19 protein-coding genes are annotated in these 20782 nt (G+C 46.2%); 11 read left to right on the plus strand and 8 right to left on the minus strand.

Features of this window, described 5'->3' with window-relative positions; all coding sequences use genetic code 11:
- Positions 1–96: 96 nt before the first annotated feature.
- The 3 genes from AB4407_RS20395 to recQ all read right to left on the minus strand — a co-directional run bounded on the left by AB4407_RS20395 (position 97) and on the right by recQ (position 3266).
- Complete coding sequence (locus AB4407_RS20395; protein WP_372121789.1) at positions 97–768, minus strand: 7-cyano-7-deazaguanine/7-aminomethyl-7-deazaguanine transporter; 672 nt, start codon at positions 766–768, stop codon at positions 97–99.
- Between the two features lie 269 nt (positions 769–1037).
- Positions 1038–1349 (minus strand): DUF3630 family protein, encoded by a 312-nt coding sequence (locus tag AB4407_RS20400; RefSeq protein WP_372121790.1) that lies wholly within the window; start codon positions 1347–1349, stop codon positions 1038–1040.
- A gap of 78 nt (positions 1350–1427) precedes the next feature.
- Positions 1428–3266: an ATP-dependent DNA helicase RecQ gene (gene recQ / locus AB4407_RS20405; protein ID WP_372121791.1), complete on the minus strand. Its 1839-nt coding sequence runs from the start codon at positions 3264–3266 to the stop codon at positions 1428–1430.
- Positions 3267–3446: 180 nt separating this feature from the next.
- Here recQ and rarD point away from each other — a divergent pair, with 180 nt between their 5' ends.
- From rarD to tpx, 5 genes are all read left to right on the plus strand, one after another.
- A complete protein-coding gene (gene rarD / locus AB4407_RS20410; RefSeq protein ID WP_372121792.1) occupies positions 3447–4355 on the plus strand; it encodes an EamA family transporter RarD in 909 nt (302 codons plus the stop codon).
- A gap of 86 nt (positions 4356–4441) precedes the next feature.
- Positions 4442–5236, plus strand: coding sequence for an AraC family transcriptional regulator (locus AB4407_RS20415; RefSeq protein ID WP_372121793.1), 795 nt, complete (start codon positions 4442–4444; stop codon positions 5234–5236).
- 89 nt (positions 5237–5325) lie between these two features.
- Positions 5326–5988 carry a LysE family translocator gene (locus tag AB4407_RS20420; protein WP_372121794.1) on the plus strand — a complete coding sequence of 221 codons (663 nt, stop codon included), beginning with the start codon at positions 5326–5328 and terminating at the stop codon, positions 5986–5988.
- A 91-nt stretch (positions 5989–6079) separates the two neighbouring features.
- Positions 6080–7837, plus strand: a complete 1758-nt coding sequence (gene ggt, locus AB4407_RS20425; protein ID WP_372121795.1) for a gamma-glutamyltransferase — start codon at positions 6080–6082, stop codon at positions 7835–7837.
- Between the two features lie 784 nt (positions 7838–8621).
- Positions 8622–9119: a thiol peroxidase gene (tpx, locus tag AB4407_RS20430; RefSeq protein WP_048661181.1), complete on the plus strand. Its 498-nt coding sequence runs from the start codon at positions 8622–8624 to the stop codon at positions 9117–9119.
- A gap of 138 nt (positions 9120–9257) precedes the next feature.
- On the opposite strand, the gene uvrD is transcribed toward tpx, so the two are convergent.
- Positions 9258–11432 carry a DNA helicase II gene (gene uvrD / locus AB4407_RS20435; RefSeq protein WP_132936176.1) on the minus strand — a complete coding sequence of 725 codons (2175 nt, stop codon included), beginning with the start codon at positions 11430–11432 and terminating at the stop codon, positions 9258–9260.
- 264 nt (positions 11433–11696) lie between these two features.
- Between uvrD and AB4407_RS20440 the strand changes: the two genes are divergently transcribed.
- From AB4407_RS20440 to AB4407_RS20455, 4 genes are all read left to right on the plus strand, one after another.
- Positions 11697–11957: a DUF2282 domain-containing protein gene (locus AB4407_RS20440; RefSeq protein ID WP_372121796.1), complete on the plus strand. Its 261-nt coding sequence runs from the start codon at positions 11697–11699 to the stop codon at positions 11955–11957.
- A 64-nt stretch (positions 11958–12021) separates the two neighbouring features.
- Entirely contained in the window at positions 12022–12882 is an 861-nt protein-coding gene (locus AB4407_RS20445) for a DUF692 domain-containing protein (RefSeq protein ID WP_372121797.1), read from the plus strand.
- On the plus strand, positions 12879–13646 hold the full coding sequence (locus AB4407_RS20450; RefSeq protein WP_372121798.1) for a DNA-binding domain-containing protein: 768 nt from the start codon (positions 12879–12881) through the stop codon (positions 13644–13646). The genes AB4407_RS20445 and AB4407_RS20450 overlap by 4 nt, the downstream gene beginning before the upstream one ends.
- A 1-nt stretch (position 13647) precedes the next feature.
- Positions 13648–14106 (plus strand): DoxX family protein, encoded by a 459-nt coding sequence (locus tag AB4407_RS20455; protein WP_372121799.1) that lies wholly within the window; start codon positions 13648–13650, stop codon positions 14104–14106.
- A gap of 86 nt (positions 14107–14192) precedes the next feature.
- Here AB4407_RS20455 and AB4407_RS20460 read toward each other — a convergent pair whose 3' ends face one another.
- Positions 14193–14474, minus strand: coding sequence for a hypothetical protein (locus tag AB4407_RS20460; RefSeq protein WP_009848181.1), 282 nt, complete (start codon positions 14472–14474; stop codon positions 14193–14195).
- A gap of 103 nt (positions 14475–14577) precedes the next feature.
- The gene (locus AB4407_RS20465; RefSeq protein ID WP_372121800.1) at positions 14578–15777 is read right to left on the minus strand and encodes a multidrug effflux MFS transporter; all 1200 of its coding nucleotides are present in this window, start codon (positions 15775–15777) and stop codon (positions 14578–14580) included.
- A 101-nt stretch (positions 15778–15878) separates the two neighbouring features.
- Here AB4407_RS20465 and AB4407_RS20470 point away from each other — a divergent pair, with 101 nt between their 5' ends.
- Positions 15879–16820 (plus strand): LysR family transcriptional regulator, encoded by a 942-nt coding sequence (locus AB4407_RS20470; RefSeq protein WP_012605070.1) that lies wholly within the window; start codon positions 15879–15881, stop codon positions 16818–16820.
- A 122-nt stretch (positions 16821–16942) separates the two neighbouring features.
- Positions 16943–18733, plus strand: coding sequence for an aminopeptidase P family protein (locus AB4407_RS20475; protein ID WP_372121801.1), 1791 nt, complete (start codon positions 16943–16945; stop codon positions 18731–18733).
- A gap of 147 nt (positions 18734–18880) precedes the next feature.
- Here the strand turns inward: AB4407_RS20475 and thiH are convergent, their stop codons facing one another.
- Together thiH and AB4407_RS20485 are read right to left on the minus strand one after the other, a co-directional pair.
- Positions 18881–20008: a 2-iminoacetate synthase ThiH gene (gene thiH / locus AB4407_RS20480; protein WP_372121802.1), complete on the minus strand. Its 1128-nt coding sequence runs from the start codon at positions 20006–20008 to the stop codon at positions 18881–18883.
- Positions 20009–20015: 7 nt separating this feature from the next.
- Positions 20016–20780 (minus strand): thiazole synthase, encoded by a 765-nt coding sequence (locus AB4407_RS20485; RefSeq protein WP_372121803.1) that lies wholly within the window; start codon positions 20778–20780, stop codon positions 20016–20018.
- Positions 20781–20782: the final 2 nt, after the last annotated feature.

Raw genomic sequence — 20782 nt, forward strand, 5'->3', positions numbered from 1 at the left:
CTAATCCGCGATGAACCTTAAAAAAGCCCAAGTTAGTCGACTAACTTGGGCTTTTTATTATCGAAAAATCAATGCTTTGCGTTACAAATTCTAAACTTAAACGTTAACGCCTGTCGCTTTAAAGCCTAGGTTTACCGCAGTCAGCTTCTTAACGATGTAGTTCAGAAGCACGCCGTACATTGGCACAAACAGACCTAAGCTGATGATAAGTTTGAAGCCGTAGTCAACTAAAGCAATCTCAGTCCAGTGTTCAGCCATAAATGGATCTGGGCTTTGGTAGAAAGCAATCGCAAAGAAAGCGATGGTATCAATGGCATTACCGAATAACGTTGAACACGTAGGGGCAACCCACCACTGTTTAAGCTGACGCAGACGGTTGAAAACATGCACATCTAAGATCTGACCAAGCAGATAAGCCATGAAACTTGCCGCAGCGATACGTGCAACAAACAAGTTGAACTCACCTAGCTGGCTAAAGCCTTGGAATGAACCTTCAAAGAACACCACAGACAATAAATAAGAAACGGCCAGTGCCGGCAACATCACTAAGAAAATGATTTTACGAGCAAGCTGCGCGCCAAAGATGCGTACGGTCAGATCGGTCGCTAAGAAGATAAATGGGAAAGTGAAAGCACCCCAAGTGGTGTGCATGCCGAAGACGGTAAAAGGAAGCTGAACCAAATAATTGCTTGATGCAATAATGATTAAATGGAACAAAACTAATAGTTCTAGGGCTTTGCGCTGTTGCGCAGGGGTAAAGTTACTCATGCTGTACCTTTTTAGTTTGGTTTGGGGGTGAGGGAACCCAAATCGAGTCATTTCTTCGAATAAACCAAGAAAGCTCTTACCAATAATGTGAATTAAAAATGTTTCTATAATTTGCTCTATTGAGCGGCGGGCGATTATACATTAATCAATATTAGCTGCAACGGTGAGAACAGACGCAATCGTTTATTCTCACTTTTATTGGTGAATGGCGTCAGAAACTATGTTTAAAAGCCAGGTTTAAAAGCTACGTTTAGAAGCGGTGCTAAAAGTTAAAAACCGCGCTTAAAAAGTGCTGCGAGATAATCAAACTCTTCTCGACTCTCTTCCGCGTTCAACGACTCAAACCAGATTGATTCGCTGTAATGTTCAGACTTTAAAAACATCTTACAATCTTCAAAATCGATCAACCAAGAGTGCATGTCAGCGTCCCACTGCTTTTCAACCACAGAAGCGGACAACAATGCCACCAGCTTTTCACCTAACACTTCGTAAGAATCAAAATCAAAACTTGGAGACGTAATCAATAAACGTCCTTCCTCAGCCAAATACTCTCTTAAGCCAAATTCTGTTGGTGTCGTCATGTCCCTATCAACCTTATTCTTGTTCTATGATCCAATCGTTTTTATAAACTATGACTTATCTGAAAACGATCCTGAAAATTAGCCGTGTGTCGTGATGTGTTCTTGAATCAAATCTAAGAATGGATCGGCGTACTTATCGAGTTTACGCTGACCAACACCGTTAACCGCCAGCATCTCACCGTATGAGGTAGGCAGTACTTCAGCCATATCAATCAAGGTCGCATCACTGAATACCACATAAGGTGGCAAACTATCTTCATCAGCAATCGACTTACGTAGCTTACGCAGTTTGGCAAACAGCTTCTTATCGTAGTTCTTGCTGCTGAGTTTATCGGACTTAGCATTACGCACCGCCGTATCCAAACGAGGCACAGCCAATTCCAAAGACATCTCACCACGCAGTAGCGGACGTGCTTCTTCTGTTAACTGTAAAGTCGAGTTACGGGTGATGTTCTGGAACAGCAAACCTTTGTGAATCAGCTGACGGAAGATACTGATCCAGTAATCATGACTGTGGTCGCGGCCAATACCGTAAGTAGAAAGCTTGTCGTGACCATTATCGCGCACACGAATGTTCTGCATGCCACGCATCACTTCCACCACATAACCCATACCAAACGACTGATTCACACGGTACACACAAGACAACGCCTTCTGCGCCTCTTGAGTCGCATCAAAGTGCTTGGGTGGATCTAGGCAGATATCGCAGTTACCACATTGCTTCTCACGATACTCACCAAAGTAGTTGAGCAGCACCTGACGACGACAGGTTTGCGCTTCGGCAAAGGCACTCATCGCGTTCAGCTTGTGCATCTCAACTTGTTTTTGCGGGCCTTCTTCTTTCTCATCCAGCATACGACGCAGCCAACCCATATCAGCAGGGTCAAACAACATCATAGCTTCTGCTGGCAAACCATCACGACCCGCACGGCCTGTCTCTTGATAGTAAGATTCGATGTTGCGCGGGATATCAAAGTGCACCACAAAGCGCACATTGGGTTTGTTGATACCCATACCGAAAGCTACAGTCGCGACAACGATCTGAATATCATCACGTTGGAAGGCTTCTTGAACGTAAGCACGCTCATCGGTGTCCATACCAGCGTGGTAACCCGCGGCGCGAATACCGTTGTTGCACAGCTTCTCAGTCACCATCTCCACTTTCTTACGGCTACCACAATAGATAATGCCGCAATTGCCTTTCTGTGTTTCTAAGTAGCGAACCACCTGTGACACGGGCTTATGCTTCTCGACGAGGTTGTAGCGAATGTTAGGACGGTCGAAGCTGCCCAAGTAGGTATGTGGATCCACCAGCTGCAGACGCGAAATAATGTCTTTACGTGTTGCATCATCAGCGGTTGCCGTCAGCGCCATATAAGGCACATGCGGGAAATGTTGCTTAAGTTGACCTAATGATGCGTATTCCGGGCGGAAGTCATGTCCCCATTGAGAGATACAGTGCGCCTCGTCTACCGCAATCATCGAAAGCGGTAAACCTTGCAGACGCTCGATAAAGTCGCGCATCAACACACGCTCTGGCGAGACATACACCATTTTCAACTGACCTGAGTTCATACGATTAAAGACCGAGATCAGGTTCTCTCGCGGCATCGACGAGTTAATGCACTCTGCCGCGACACCGTTGGCTTTCAACTGATCAACCTGGTCTTTCATCAACGAAATCAGCGGTGAGATAACCAGAGTCAGCCCTTCACGAACCAAAGCCGGGATTTGGTAACACAGAGATTTACCACCACCGGTTGGCATAATCACCAAGCTGTCTTTGCCTTCAACGGCTAGGTCTATGACCTCTTGCTGACCATCACGAAAGCTTTGATAACCAAAGACATCTTGTAAGATATCTTGCGCATCATTCGCGGGAGTTGGTGTTTGCTCAGCAATCAGAGTGGCGGTCATTGTGGTTCCTAATCAAGGTATAAAGTCAGCGTGCAGCATTGGCAAGCAAGGCGCACATTGTAGAGGGGAACGCTGGCGAATTAAACCGCAAATTGTTAGGTGAAAAGGGTTAACGCTCCTATACTGACCAACTCTCTTTATAAATCTTATTAATAAGCACTCAATGCTAGAGAAAGTTGTATGACCCCTGAAGAACAACAACGTACTCGCCAAGGAATCTTGCTTGCCGTCGGCGCTTACACGATGTGGGGGATCGCCCCTATATATTTCAAATCTTTAAGTGACGTCTCCCCGCTAGAGATCCTTAGCCACCGTGTAGTTTGGTCTTTTTTCCTACTCGCTTTTTTACTACACGTTAGCCGCAGTTGGCGCAAAGTGCGCGACACCCTCACCTCAAAGCCAAAAATGCTCTATTTGGTGGCGACCTCTATCTTGGTGGGTGCTAACTGGCTGATCTTTATCTGGGCGATAAACTCCAATCACATGCTCGATGCCAGCTTAGGCTATTACATCAACCCGCTGATTAACGTGTTGCTCGGGATGTTCTTCCTTGGCGAACGCTTACGCAAGCTTCAATGGTTTGCGGTCGCCCTTGCTGCAATTGGCGTTATCATTCAATTGATCGCGTTTGGCTCAGTGCCAATAGTTGCCATTGCCCTAGCCTTCAGTTTCGGTTTCTATGGCCTACTGCGTAAGAAGGTTAGTTTAGAAGCGCAGACTGGCTTATTCATTGAAACATTAGTGATGCTGCCGATCGCCGCAACGTACTTGTTGTTTATCGCAGACAGCCCAACCTCAGATTTCGCGATGAACCCGATGCAGCTCAACCTCTTACTGGTTGCAGCGGGTGTTATCACCACGGTTCCGCTGCTTTGTTTTACTGGCGCAGCAACCCGCTTGAAGCTATCGACACTCGGCTTCTTCCAGTACATTGGTCCTAGCCTGATGTTCTTGTTGGCGGTTCTTATCTATGGTGAAGCCTTTACCAGTGACAAAGCGATCACCTTCGCTTTCATCTGGGGCGCTCTGGTTATCTTTAGCTTTGATGGTCTACGCCACAGCAAAAAGAACAAGCGCGCGAAACAGTAGCACTGATCGTTTTTTACAAGACAATCTATAAATACAGAGATAAGCTTGGTTGAATTGATGATAATTTAACCAAGCTTTTTTATGCCATGGATAAAGTCCACTACTACTCGACAACTAGCCAAGATATCAGCCTGATCCAAGCTCAATACCAAGAGTTTGCCTTTCAGCGCCACTATCATTTGGACTTCCACATTGGCCTAATCACTCAGGGTCAGCAAAAGTTTGTCTATAAAGGGACAAACTACCACGCTGGCGCAGGACAAGTAGTGATGATGCCACCTGATGAGTTGCATGATGGTCACTCAAAGCTAGAATCTGGCTATCAAGTCAGTGTCTTTTCTGTCTCCCCACAATGGCTGGGCGATCTTGCCGATCACGGTAAAAATGGTCACGCTTTAAGCTTTTCCGAGCTGATCCTCTCCGATCAAGCGACTTTTTTACAATTGTGTAACCTGCATAGGCTACTTATCAATCCAAACATCAGCCAACTCGCTCAAGATTGCCTACCGTTTGAAGGATTCTCGACAATAGTTGATCGTTACGCGCAATTTGGATCGAAAACTCAGGTGCAACTTGGTACTCAGTCGGTTAACACGCTCAAAGACTATTTGATGGCAAACCTCGACCAACCAGTACGCCTAGAGCAGCTGTCTGAACTGTGCGATCTCACCACCACACAGTTTCAACGCCACTTTAAGAACAAAATGGGCATTACCCCTTATGCTTGGCTAAGCCGTTTACGTATGGAACAAGGCATGCGACTGATTAAGTCAGGCGTTGGCGGAACCGAGGTCGCTCATCAAGTTGGGTTTTACGATCAAGCTCATTTCTCAAAGGCATTTAAGAGCGTATTTGGCGTTTCTCCGTCAAAAATTAACTAAGTGTCGATAATTTACAATTGAGAAATTCGAAATCACGATAAGCTGCGCTCAACAACATCAAACAGAACAACTTAGTTATTGGAACAGATATGAATGAAGTCACCATATTAGTCACCCTCGCCTCGATCCACTTTATCGCCTTGATGAGCCCTGGCCCTGACCTTGCTTTAGTAGTGCAAAATGCAACACGTCACGGACGACAAACCGGCTTATACATTGCTCTGGGGTTATCTTCCGGGATCTTGCTGCATTCGCTTCTGAGTTTAACGGGTATCAGTTATCTGGTTCATCAGCATCCAACTCTTTTCGCCACCATACAATTAGCTGGCGGTAGCTACTTGCTGTATCTCGGTATTGGTGCTCTAAAGGCCACTTGGAAGGTCATTACTCATCATGAAGATGAGACCAATCTTGTCGATTCAAAGGATCTGATCCTCACCAATAAGCGTCAGGCATTTTCGAAAGGATTTGCGACCAATATCCTTAATCCAAAGGCGTTAGTATTCTTCATCAGTTTGATGTCGAGCTTAGTTCCTGCTGACATGTCACTGTCGGGTAAAGGCTGTGCTCTTCTGATCCTATTCGGCCTTTCGCTATTCTGGTTCTCGCTGTTAGCGTGGATGCTTTCGACTAAAACCCTACAGAAGAAGCTCAGCGAAGCAACAGTCTACATTGATGGTCTGTGTGGCGTGCTATTCAGTCTTATTGGTCTGACTATCCTGTGGCAGTCGCTGTCTGGTTTAATCGCTTAAATTCTAATCAAGATTACAATTCGCTAACAACGCACTGGCTATCTTATCTTTCCACTGCCAATCTAGCTCTGCATATTAAAAGGAGAAGATCATGCAGTGGAAAACAAAACTAACAACCCTCGCCACTTCTACCCTACTTTTTGCCTCTCACGTCAGTTGGGCAAATCAAGCTGCCGATTCCGTCGATCCAGAACAAAGTAGTGGTTTAGAAACCAAACAACTCGTTAAAGCCAACGATTGGATGGTCACTGCGGCCAACCCACTGGCGACCCAAGCGGGTGCCGATGTACTTGCTCGAGGTGGTAATGCGATTGACGCCATGGTTGCTGTGCAGCTGATGCTTGGCTTAGTGGAGCCGCAATCGTCAGGTATTGGTGGTGGCGCGTTCCTTGTTTATTTTGATGGCAAGGACAAGCAACTCAAAACCTACGATGGTCGTGAAACCGCACCACTTGATGCAACACCACGTCTATTCCAAGACGAAAACGGCCAACCACTTAAGTTTTACGATGCTGTGGTTGGTGGTCGCTCAGTGGCGACACCGGGCACAGTCCAACTGCTGTGGGACACTCACCAAAAATACGGCAAGTTAGAGTGGGCATCACTGATCAAGCCTATTGCTCAACTGGCTGAAAAAGGTTTTACCATCAGCCCACGTTTAGCGACCTTGATCGAAAACGACCAAGAACGTCTAAGCCGCTTTGCCACCACCAAGGCCTACTTCTTTAATGCCGATGGCAGCCCGAAAACCGCAGGTACGCTACTTAAGAACCCTGAATACGCGGCAACGCTAAACGCTATCTCGAAGAATGGTGCTAAAGCTTTCTATCAAGGCGAGATTTCTGCCGACATCATCAACACGGTACAAACCGCCAAAGGTAACTCGGGCGTATTGGCGCAGAAAGACTTCGATGCGTATTCAATTAAGCAACGTGAACCGGTTTGTTCCGCTTATGAGAGCTACGATATCTGTGGAATGGGACCACCTAGTTCAGGCGCATTAACCGTTGGGCAGATCTTAGCGATGACCGAGCAGTTTGATCTGAAATCATGGGGGCCAAACGACGCAAAATCTTGGCAAGTGTTAGCAGACGCTTCTCGCTTAGCCTTTGCAGACCGTGGTATGTACATGGCAGACCAAGATTATGTGCCAATGCCAACTCAAGGATTAGTGAATACTGACTATTTGCAAGAACGTGCTCAGTTAATTACCGCAGGTAAGGCATTAGACAGCGCACCTTCAGGCACACCACCGTGGGATCATGCCATGCTGCAAAGCCAAGATGTTTCTATTGAGTTGCCATCCACCAGCCACTTCAACATTGTCGATAGTGATGGCAATGTCGTATCGATGACCACCACCATCGAGAATGCCTTTGGTTCACGTTTGATGGTTAGAGGTTTCCTACTCAACAATGAACTGACGGATTTCTCATTCAAGACCCACAACGATGGCAAGCCTATCGCCAACCGACTTGAACCGGGTAAACGCCCACGTTCTTCAATGGCACCGACCATCATCATGCAAGACGACAAACCTTACATGGCGATCGGTTCTCCGGGCGGCAGCCGCATCATAGGTTATGTGGCACAAGCCATTATTGCCCACACTCAATGGGACATGGACATCCAGCAAGCGATCAACCAACCACACTTCCTAAACCGTTTCAGAACCTTAGATTTGGAAAAAGGAACATCGGCGGAAAACTTCAAACCTGAGCTAGAAAAGATGGGATTTGAGGTCAACGTTCGCGATCTTAACTCGGGTTTACACGCTATTCGCATCACAAAAGATGGTCTAGAAGGTGCTGCAGACCCTCGTCGTGAAGGTGCAGCCATTGGTCAGTAGGGAATAATCCTCCCTTTTTACTCGCTGCCTTGTGCGAGATCTCTCACAAGGCAGTGAGTAAATATCGATATTTGATGACGAAATTAGTCACACCAATGTCGTAACCAATTGAAATTAAAAGATACGTATATTTATCATTCAAATAATTATATAGAAATTCGCTTATGCACCATTGCTGATAAATAAGGAATCGGTAATATGAATGGTGTCGGAAGGATGCTGACACGGAACAGGAAACGCCAAGGATTTGGTTATCTTCAGGATGAAGATTCGATTACTCAGGATGAATAATCGGCATGGATAGCGAAATGGACATTGAATGGACGCAATAGTAACTAGGATGGTTGCTACTAAGGAAAGACAATGGACACCTCTGGACGAGGAAAGGACTGAACATCAGGATGATGTAAAGGACACCGCTCAAGGAACAAGTGACGCGCGCTAACGAGGATTGTTGGCAGATCAGGATAAGATCAAGGACACCGCTAGGAAGGCGACGAAAGGAATACGCTGAAGGATAACAGCACACTATCATGGATTTGATGCATGGAGCACACTTAGTAGCCGGATTGCTGCGAGTAAGACTATAGACCCCGATGAGCGCAAGCTCTCGGGGTTTTTCTTTATCTGTCGTTTCATTTATTCCTCTCTCAAACAAATAAATCAAAGACCTTTGATTACAATTCTGACATTTAAAGCATTCACTTCTTAACCACTTCCGAGTAACGTAAGTCTTACTAGGCTCAACTAGTTTCATAACCATAATTAAACTAAGGACAAATTCATGTCACACGTTACCTTCAAAGGCGCTGCTGTACCGCTAACTGGCACATTCCCACAAACTGGCGAACAAGCACCAAGCTTTGCACTGACTGCAGGCGATCTTTCTGAACTGACTCTTGCTTCTCTTGCAGGCAAGAAAGTGGTTCTAAACATCTTCCCAAGCATCGACACAGCAACTTGTGCAACGAGCGTACGTACGTTCAACGCAAAAGCGGCAGAACTTGAGAACACGGTTGTTGTTTGTATTTCTGCTGACCTTCCATTTGCTGCGGGTCGCTTCTGCGAACTTGAAGGCATTGAAGGCGTTCAGCACGCTTCGACTTTCCGTTCTCCTGCATTCGCATCAGACTACGGCGTAGCAATTGCTGAAGGCCCGCTAGCAAGCCTAACAACACGTGCAGTTGTCGTTGTTGATGAAAAAGGTGTGGTAACACACAGCGAGTTGGTTGCAGAGATCACTGAAGAACCAAACTACGAAGCGGCACTTGCAGCACTGTAAGATCCCCTCTAGTCAGTCATGTATTGTGATCGCTTAAGGCGGTATACAATAAAAAAGAGCAGCCATTGGCTGCTCTTTTTGTTTTTAACACGGTTTACTTTTAAATACTGAACGGTTTTTAAATGCTGAAGTAGCAGATTACAGCTGCTCTAAACGCGCGTAAGCAGTTACTAACCACTTAATCCCTTCACCGTTAAACGCCACTTGAACTCGACTCTGTGGGCCACTTCCTTCAAAGTTGATGATAGTACCTTCACCAAACTTAGGGTGCTTAACGCGCGAGCCCAAGCTAAAGCCTGTTTCATTGAAGTTCTCTTTGACGGCAGTTTGGCTAAAGCGACCGCTGCTTGCAGGACGGCTCACTTGCGCCTTCATACGTACTTCATCCAAACAGGTTTCTGGTAACTCACGAATAAAGCGTGACGGTTTGTGGTATTTGTCTTGTCCGTACAAACGACGCATCTCTGCGTAAGTGATGTACAGCTTCTCCATCGCACGAGTCATGCCTACATAGCACAAACGACGTTCTTCTTCCAAGCGCCCTGCTTCTTCTGCTGACATCTGGCTTGGGAACATGCCTTCTTCGACACCCACCATAAATACCATTGGGAACTCTAGGCCTTTGGCACTGTGCAAAGTCATTAATTGAACCGCGTCATCAAACTCATCAGCCTGACCTTCACCCGCCTCTAACGCTGCATGAGTCAAGAAAGCAGTAAGCATGCTCATCTCATCCGCTTCTTCTGGCTTTTCAAACTGACGCGTTGCCGTTACCAATTCTTCCAAGTTCTCAATACGAGCCTTCGACTTCTCACCCTTCTCTTGCTCGTACATCGCAAACAGACCCGACGATTTAATCACGTGGTCGGTTTGTTCGTGTAGGCTAAGTTCCAACGTGTCATCTTCAAGCGCATTAATCAGCTCGATAAAGCGACTCAATGCACCCGCAGCACGACCGGGTAGAACTTGCTCTTCTATCAAAGCAAGACTTGCTTGCCACATCGTTGCACCACGGTCACGTGCTGCGAAACGAATCGTCTCTAGGGTTTTATCACCCAAGCCACGCGTTGGTGTGTTTACTACACGTTCAAAAGCAGCATCATCGTTACGGTTACCCATTAAGCGCATATAGCTCAAGGCATCTCGGATTTCCTGACGCTCGAAGAATCGCATGCCGCCGTAGATTCGGTAAGGCAAACCACCTTGAATTAACGCTTCTTCTAGAACACGAGATTGGGCGTTATTACGATAAAGCATTGCTGTATCTTCGAGCGCACCGCCTTTCTCCTGCCACTCTTTGATCTTGCTAACCGTGAAGCGTGCTTCATCGAGCTCGTTGTAAGCCGAGTAAACTGAGATTGGCTCGCCATCGTTGCCGTCCGTCCACAACTCTTTACCCATACGCTCGGTGTTGTTCGAGATAAGCTCGTTCGACGCCTGCAGAATGGTTTTGGTTGAACGGTAGTTTTGTTCGAGTCGAACCGTTGAAGCGCCCGGGAATTCATCCAAGAACTTCTGAATATTTTCGATCTTAGCACCACGCCAACCATAGATAGATTGGTCATCATCGCCTACGATCATCACGCGACAATCTGGGCCTGCCATCATACGTAGCCAAGCGTATTGAATGTTGTTGGTATCTTGAAATTCATCGACCAGAATGTGCTTAAAGCGAGCTTGGTAGTGCTCTCGGATATGTTTCTTGTCACGCAGCAGTTCGTGTGCTCTTAGCAAGATCTCCGCAAAATCGACCAAGCCAGCACGGTCACATGCCTCTTGGTAAGCAGAGTAAATCTTTAACCATGTTTGAGTTACTGGATCATGGTAGGCATCAATATGACTTGGGCGTAAGCCTTCATCTTTCTTGCCGTTGATCCACCAAGAAGCTTGCTTGGCAGGCCACTGTTTTTCATCGAGGTTTTGCGCCTTAATTAAGCGACGCAGCAAACGAATCTGATCATCTGAATCGATGATCTGGAAATCTTCTGGCAGTTTTGCATCTAGGTAGTGAGCACGAAGGATACGGTGACAGATGCCGTGGAAGGTACCGTTCCACATGCCTGACGAGCTACCCATCATCAACTCTTCAATACGGCCACGCATCTCTGCTGCCGCTTTGTTGGTGAAGGTAACTGACATAATAGAGAACGGTGATGCTTGCTCTACGCTTTGTAGCCAAGCAATACGATGCACCAACACTCGCGTTTTACCACTACCAGCACCTGCTAGAATAAGTAGGTTTTCTAAAGGTGCCGCGACCGCCTCACGTTGTTTGTCGTTTAGGCCATCGAGTAAAAGCGAAGGATCTATCATTGGATATGCTCACTACTGGGTATTTATACATAAAAGTTGATTATAACCTAAACACTAGGCTGCGTTTAGGATAATAAGAAGAAAAAACAATCAAAAATTAACATCATAAAATCAGCAACTTAAACTATGAATCATCATTAATATTGATATTTTTTATAATGCCATGAAATTATTTCCTAGTTCTTCCTATCTTTTTTAGTAAGCAAGTTAACAATTCATTAACCTGCGATGTAAAAATACTATTAAGTCCTAGAGGGAATGACTATGAAAAGTTCTAATCTTGCTGTTACAGCTGCAATCACAAGTGTACTAGCGTTTGGCGGTGCAGTTCTTACATCAGCACCTGCGGAAGCAGCAGCGAAAGAAAAATGCTACGGCGTGGCAAAAGCTGGCCAAAATGACTGTGCAACCAAAACAAGCTCATGCGCAGGTACAGCAAAAGAAGACAACCAATCCGATGCATTCGTAGTCGTTCCTAAAGGACTATGTGGCAAATTAACTGGTGGTAACACTCAATCATCATAATTGAGCTGCTTAGTATGGTGGGCTGATATTCAGCTCACCTCCACTTCCGATTAGGAGAACCGTTGTGACTCAAACTCTTCACCCCAATGCAGGGGTTGGCCTTAGAACACCGCACTTGGACTTCTTTAGCCAAAATCCATCTCTGGTGAGTTGGTTAGAGGTTCACAGCGAGAACTACTTTTTAGCTCAATCACCGCAACGCCAACAACTCAGGGAAATTCGTAACGCACACAGCATAAGTTGCCACGGTGTTGGATTGTCTCTTGGTTCTGTTGAGCGTATCAATCAACACCATCTGGTGCGGTTAAAAGACCTGATTGATGATATTGAACCTTTCTTGGTTTCTGACCATCTCAGCTGGAGTCAAACTGGCGGGCATTACTTCAATGATTTGCTACCGCTGCCTTACACAGAAGAAGCGTTAGAAGTCTTCTGTCGCAATGTCATCGAGGTTCAAGACGGCCTGCAACGCCCTATGCTGATTGAGAATCCATCGAGCTACCTAGCCTTCAAGCATTCAACTATCCCAGAGTGGGAGTTCTTGGCTGAGGTACAAAAGCGCACCGAGTGTCGCCTACTGCTCGATTTCAATAATATTTTTGTCTCATCTTTTAATCATGGCTTCAGCTGTAAAGAGTACTTAAGCGGAATTCCTGCAGACAAAGTGGAAGAGATTCACTTGGCAGGTTTTACCCCAAAAAAGCTTGAACAAGGTGAGATCTGGATAGACACCCACAGTAAACCTGTCTGTGATGAAGTGTGGCAACTCTATACTGACTGGATTGCACTACATGGTTTGCGCCATACCTTGATTGAGTGGGATCTCGATATCCCAGAACCACAAGTCTTATTGGCTGAAGCAACCAAAGCCAGTGATATCTTGTATCAACACGACAAGTTCAACCAAAGGAGTCGCGCATCATGAGCCACTCCCTAGCAAAAGTTCAATTGGAGTTTGCTAACGCACTACGTTATCAAAACAATGGTGAGCATTGCGACATAGTGAGCGACCATTTTACCGATGAACAACGCATCCAGATTTACCGTAATAACTTTGTGATCAGCTTGAGCGAAGTTCTGGCAGCAACCTACCCACTCACTGAAATATTGGTTGGTGAAGATTGCTTCCAACAGATGGCTCGTCAACATGTCTTAAATTATCCATCGACCTCTGGTGATGTCAGTGGTTACGGTGAACACTTTGAACAAACTATCCAAGCCTTTCCTGCCGTTATTGAGGCTGCACCTTATCTCGGTGAAGTGGCTTTATATGAATGGCAGAAAGACAGCTTGGTAAGGTTGATGTCACAAGCACATGTCGACCAGAGACCTCTTTCTTGTCTGGCCGATGTACCACAAGAACAACAAGACGCTTTGGTCTTTCATCTCAAAGATGCGATAACACTGATTCATTCTAGTTACACGATTATCGCGCTTGAACACGCCATCTATCAGCAACAACTTGATGGGCTAGACATCAACCAAGCTGAATTTGGGGTGTTAATCCGAGCTGAGAATTCACAGGTTGAGAGCCATAGTTTGAGTGAAGAGAGCCACCAACTCCTCACTGAATTGCAATCAGGTCGAACACTCTCAGCGATAGACCCTTTACTACTACAACATCTAAATACTGTTATGGCGTTAAACGTCATCTCAGGTTTTTCAATCAATGGCGAATTGGAGACATAACATGGATAACAACACAGTCACGAACATGATGGCTCAATACGACAATTTGATTGAGAAATCACAGGCACTTTTTGTTCCAGTGCTTCTACTATTTTGTCGTCTTTGGGTGGCGTGGGTATTCTTTAACTCTGGGCTCACTAAGATAGCAACTTGGGATAGCACCCTTTACTTGTTTGAGTTGGAATACCAAGTGCCACTGCTACCTTGGGAGTTAGCCGCCTACATGGGTACCGCAGCTGAATTGATTCTGCCGGTATTCTTAGCGCTTGGCCTATTAACACGACCTATGGCAGCGGTGCTGTTTGTGTTCAATATCATTGCGGTCGTGTCTTACCCAGTGTTATGGGCGCAAGGCTTCTACGATCATCAGTTGTGGGGGTTAATGATTCTTATCGTTGTCGTATGGGGCGCTGGGCCATTCTCGCTTGATCGAATTTTGAAAGCACAGTTTAGATGTTAGAACGAACTTTCATTCGCACTAAATTGATATACCCCAAAACGCAAAAAACCACTCAATTGAGTGGTTTCTTTGTTAACTGGGATAAACTACTTATTCAGAAAAGCTTGTAGCTCTTCAGCAGAGATACCTTGCTCGGCTAGCTCTTTTGCTAGTAGCTGAACTTGTTCACCTTTACGAGATTCAACCACACGTTGAAATTGGTAAATGATATCTCGCAAAGTATCGATTGGAACTTGTTTTGCCGCACTGCGAATACGCTCTTCACTTTGGTTGCCTAGCTCTTTAAGCAGTTTACCAAACATGACCTTTTCAGGTGCATCTTCCATTTGTTCTAAGACGCGCGCCATTTCGTAGGTTGTTAATGACATTACAGTATTTTCCGTTGGGAGACTAACGTTTCAATGAGTGACAAATATACCATGTTTTAAGGTTTCGAAAACCGCCATTTGTATATTTTGTCACCCTTGTAACTTATGCCTTAGCAAACGTCCCATGCCAAGACTTACCCGCTTTGCTCGCAAGCACTAATAACGCAGGAACAATCAGGAACATTTGCAGCGCAATCATCACTTGCGACGTTAAATCAAGACGTTGCATGGTACCCACAAGAAGTCCTGAACCACTCATTTGGAACAAGCCAAGTAGCGCAGCAGCCGTACCCGCACGGTCACCAAATGGTTCCAACGCTTTACCTGCTGCAGCACCAAGAATCCAAGCAAAGCCAACCGACGATAAGAAGATCGGTAGCATGAACGCGATTGGAGTCGCGTGCTCAGCAAGCACCAACATAATTACCCCCGCTAAGCCCAGCGTCGAGATACCAACAACCAGTGCCTTGTATGTACCAAAGCGATCCATAAACTTCGGCGCCGTAAATGCAGCTGTAATGTTAATAGCTGCGTTAATACCAAACCAAAAAGTAAACTCGTTCATCGTCAAACCTAGGTTCTCCATCAACACAACCGGTGCTGAGGTAACATAAGCAAGGATTACTGCCATCGCCATCAAGCACAATGTCGCATGGAAGATGAATGATGGTGTTTTCAGTACTGACCAATATCGCTCCAGTTTGAACACCGCGACCTTCTCTGTCGCTGGGTTGGACTCTTTCATTTGGAAGAATAAGATACTACCAACGACTACCGCGAAACCAGCCATAAAACTGAAGTTCGAGCGCCAGCCAAATTGATGTGTTAGCCAAGCGCCAAGAATTGGTGCCAATGCAGGAATGAAACAGATCGCACCATTGAGGTAGCTGATCATTCGGCCACTCTTCTCTGGGCCAAATAGATCGCGAACCGTTGCAAAGGCAGCTACAGAAGTCGCGCAAGCTCCTAAGCCTTGTAGCAGCCGAGCTATTAGCATCATATCAATCGATTGAGCTGCCCACGCCAAGCAAGCACTCAATGCATAGATACTAACACCTCCCAATGCAACGGTTCGACGTCCTAACTTATCAGCCAAAGGGCCTGCAAATAATTGCCCGACACCCATGGCGAATAAAAACCAAGTAATCGTATCTTGTGCTAATGCGTGTTCCACGTGAAACGCTGTTGAAATTTGTGGCAGAGCTGGAAGATAAATATCTATAGCCAGGGGGCTAAATAGAACCAGCATTGCCAATAAAGCAACCTGCAGTTTACTAGGGGTTGGAAGCGCGTTAGAAGGCACAAGATTCTCCGAATGAGTTAATTTAGGTGCATAATAACCAACTAAAGATATGAACAAAAATGGCATATACTCATTAGCATTATTCCAAATAGGAAACTCACATGAATATCGAGAAACTATCACGCCTCGACCTCAATCTTTTGGTTTGCTTGCAGGTGCTGATGGAAGAGCTAAGTGTCACTCGCACCGCGCACCGATTATGCTTGAGCCAATCGGCTGTGAGTAAGTCATTGGCCAAACTTCGTGAGCAATTTAATGACCCCCTTTTTACGCGAAGTGCTCATGGTCTGCGACCAACGCCAAAGGCAGTCTTTCTCAAACCTAGATTAGAAACGCTGATCAACCAACTTGATGTGCTCACCCAACCAGAGACGTTCATTCCCAACAACAGTGACCACAGCTTTCACATTGCTGCCGTTGAGAGTGTTTACCCGCTGATTCTTCCCCACTTCTTACCTGCGATATTTCGACAAGCACCTAAGGTCAATATCAACACCCACGCGTGGACCGAACAAACCTTTAAGAAGCTGCAGCTTGGTGAGTTAGATATCGGACTCACCGGCAAAGACATCGACATCAACGATGCGCGTTTAACCATGCTGCCACCAGACGACATCTGCGAACAAGAGATCTACCGCGATGCACAGATGTGTGTGCTAAGACGCAACCACCCTGCTCTGAGCGGTAAATGGGATCTGGAAACCTACCTTGCGCAGCGTCATGTACAAGTAAGGTGTGATGGTAACGACCGCTGGCTGCTCGACTACAAACTGGCTGATCTTGGTCATCAGCGAGATATCGCTATTTCTGTTCCAGACTTCAATAGTGCAGCAAGCTTGTGTACCTACACCGACTTTGTGTTTACCGCACCAAGCCACTTTACTTATCTTGTCGCCAAACAACTCGACTTAGTGGTTGTGCCTTTACCAATGGAATTCCCGCCGATGGCATACACTCTGTTTTGGCACCGTGATAGAGAAAACGACCCAGCGTTAACTTGGTTACGAGATATCATCAAAGAAAAAACTCTGCACCTTAGATAAAAATGGTGTACAGCGTTTGCAGCAAACGAACAAAAGCGCTAGCTTATTGACCTAATAAGTCCCCTCGCATGTATATCGACTGTGAGTGTTAACAAGGACCCTAACAATAAGGATAAACACAGATGCACAATATCACTGCTGAACGCGTTGCTGCGGTTCGAGCTTGGCTTGAAACAAACAACCTAGATGCCGTTATCATTCCACATGAAGACGAATATCTAGGTGAATACGTTCCAGCTCATAACGAGCGACTTCACTGGTTAACAGGTTTCACTGGCTCTGCAGGTGCCGCTGTTATCACTCGTGAAACTGCTGCTATTTTTGTTGATGGTCGCTACACCGTTCAGGTTCGCAAGCAAGTACCAGCAGAGTTATTTGAGTATCGCCACCTTATTGAAGAGCCGGCTTTAGATTGGATCATCAATTCATTGCCACAAGGCAGTAAGGTTGCATTCGACCCACGCATGCACACCGCAGCTTGGTTGAAAGGCGCACAAGCAAAACTAGCAGAGAAAGTTGAGCTAACGACACTCTCTTCTAATCCAATTGATGAGCTTTGGTCTGATCGCCCTGACCCTGTTGTGTCTGATGTTCGCCTAATGGCAACAGACGTCGTTGGTCAATCAAGCGAGAGCAAACGCGCTGAGATTGCTGGCTTACTAGAAGCCAAAGGTGCGGACGCCGCTATCCTTACCGAGCTAGACTCAATCTGTTGGTTGCTTAACATTCGTGGCTTGGACGTATCTCGCCTACCGGTTGTCTTGTCTAATGCCATCATTCACGCCGATGAAAGTGTCGATTTCTTCTTAGACCCGGCTCGTATCCCTGCTGGCTTTGAAGCGCACGTTGGTAATGGTATTCGTGTTTCTCACCCATCCGAACTTGAAGCACGTCTTCACTCTTTAGAAGGTAAGAATGTGTCAGTTGATTCAGGCACAAGCAATGCTTGGTACACACTGGTTCTACAAAACGCTGGTGCTCATATCATTGAAGCAGCTGACCCATGTTTAATGCCAAAGGCTGCTAAGAACGCAACTGAAATTGCGGGCATGAAAGCGTGTCACATTCGAGATGGCGTTGCGATGGCGAAATTCCTGTCTTGGATTGATGCTGAAGTCGCGCAAGGTAACCTACACAACGAAGCGGTATTGGCTGACAAGGTACAATCGTTCCGCGAGCAAGACCCAACGCTGATGGACCTAAGTTTTGACACTATTTCTGCAGCAGGCGGCAACGCAGCTATGTGTCACTACAACCATGAGAACCAACCTGAACCAGGTCAGTTAGAACTGAATACTTTGTACCTAGTCGATTCAGGCGGTCAGTATTTAGATGGTACAACCGACATCACTCGTACTATCGCGATTGGCCAACCAAGCGACGAAATGATTCAGCAGTTCACTCTCGCACTGAAAGGTCATATTGGCATCGCACGAGCTCGTTTCCCACAAGGCACTCGTGGTTTCCAACTCGATATCCTAGCACGTCAGCACCTTTGGGCAGAAGGTTTCGATTACGACCACGGTACTGGTCACGGTGTTGGTCATTTCCTAAGTGTTCATGAAGGCCCGCAAAGCATATCTAAGAAGCTAATCGACGTACCTCTTGTTGAAGGTATGGTGTTATCAAACGAGCCGGGTTACTACCGTGCTGATGAATTTGGTATCCGTATCGAGAACCTAGAACTGGTTGTTGAACTTCCAACGCAAGGTGACTTCTCGGTATTGACGTTTGAATCGCTAACACGTTGCCCTATCGATAAGCGCAACATCAATGTTGATTTGCTAACACGACCTGAACTAGCGTGGCTGAACGACTACCATCAGAAAGTATGGAACGACGTTAGCCCATTAGTTGAAGGTGATACGCTGGAATGGCTACGCCAATCAACGACGCCATTATCTCACGCATAATACTTCGCTAAGCCGTTAGCTAAACCAAAACGAGCTTGCTAGGTTAATAAGTTAAATAGCAAATAGCAAAACGGCTACCCAAAGGTAGCCGTTTTTATTTGCCAGTATCATTAAGATGTTTCACGTGGAACATAAACCAAATATTGATTAACCAGAATAGGCACTGTGCCAATCACGCCACACCGGGTCGAACCCTCGCTGTCGGATCATCGACTCAACATCAGCTGCACTTCTCTCATCACTGATCTCAAACTGCTCAAGCTCTTCCTCATCAGAAGCATAACCACCAGGCTGGGTTTTAGACGCAGCCGACATACTGGTGATTCCCAATGGCAACACATTGTCGCGGAAAGCTGCAGACTCACGAGTCGAGAGAGACAATTCAACCTCAGGGTTTAATAAGCGATACGCACAAATAAGTTGAACCAGCTGTTTATCGTTCATGACCGACTTAGGCTGTAAGCCTCCACTAGACTCCCCACCTTCACACGGGCGAAGACGTGGGAATGAAATCGAGTAACGTGTCTGCCAATAAGTACGCTCTAGGTAATCTAAATGAGCAGCAACAAAGAAGCAGTCGGTTCGCCAATCTTCCAAACCGATCAAAGCACCAATACCTATCTTATCAATACCCGCCTTTGCCAAGCGATCAGGGGTTTCAAGACGATATTCAAAATCCATTTTATTGCCACGTAGATGATGCTCAGCGTAGGTCCTTGGTTGATAGGTCTCTTGATAAACCATCACCGCATCTAAACCGAGAGTTTTAAGTTCGGCGTAATCTTGTTGATCAAGTGGCTGCACTTCCATCGCAAGGTAGTTGAATTGCTTTTTGATATTCGGCAGTACCTGTCGAAAGTAATTCATCCCGACCTTGGTTTCATGTTCACCAGTCACCAACAACACGCTATCAAACTTCATCTTTTTGATGGCCGCACTTTCGGCATCAATTTCATCCAAAGTAAGCGTGCGACGCTTGATACGGTTCTCCATTGAAAAACCACAATACGTACACGCGTTAGCGCATAGATTCGAGAGGTACAAAGGAATATAAAGCGACATCGTATTGCCAAACCGCTTGCGAGTCAGTGCCAACGATTGTTGTGCCATCTGCTCTAAGTAAGGTTCTGCCGCCGGAGAAATCAGAGCCTTAAAGTCTTCCAAGTCGCGTTTAGGTTTACTCAGAGCGCGTTCAACATCCGCTGCCGTTTTACTGAAGATAGACATACCAATGTCATCCCAGTTGAGCTGTTTAAATCGATCAACAAACGTCATAACAATACTACTCGTCTAGGAATGAAGTTAGCGGGCTCGAAGCAACCGCGTGAGATACTTTTCCTGCAAGTCCAGCAAGGTAAGCCATTCGACCTGCTTCAACTGCCAGCTTAAAGGCAATCGCCATATCAACGGGCTGTTGAGAAGCCGCAATCGCCGTATTCACTAACACAGCGTCTGCGCCCATTTCCATTGCACGAGCAGCATGAGATGGCGCACCAATGCCCGCATCAACAATCACAGGGACATTCGCTTGGTCGATAATGATCTCTAAGAAGTCCGCCGAAGCGATACCCTTATTTGAACCAATAGGTGCACCGAGTGGCATCACAGCTGCGCAGCCTACTTCTTCTAAGCGCTTGCACAATACAGGGTCCGCGTGGCAATAAGGCAATACAACAAAGCCATCTTTGACCAGTTGCTCAGCAGCTTTAAGCGTTTCAATTGGGTCCGGCATCAAGTACTTTGGATCTGGGTGAATTTCCAGTTTAAGCCAGTTTGTGCCTAGCGCTTCACGAGCCAAATGCGCAGCAAAAACGGCATCTTTTGCACTCTTCGCCCCAGAGGTATTCGGCAGTAAGTTCACGCCAGCATCCATGATCGGTTGTAGGATATCGTCTTGCTCAGAGCGAATATCAACTCTCTTCAGCGCCATGGTGGCCAGTTGCGAACCTGAAGCCTCGATAGCACTCGCCATCAAATGCTTGTTAGCGAACTTGCCAGTTCCAGTAAAGAGTCGAGATTGAAACGTTTTGTCTGCGATGGTTAACATGG

The sequence above is a fragment of the Vibrio sp. 10N.261.46.E11 genome, assembly GCF_041472735.1.
Classification (GTDB): domain Bacteria; phylum Pseudomonadota; class Gammaproteobacteria; order Enterobacterales; family Vibrionaceae; genus Vibrio.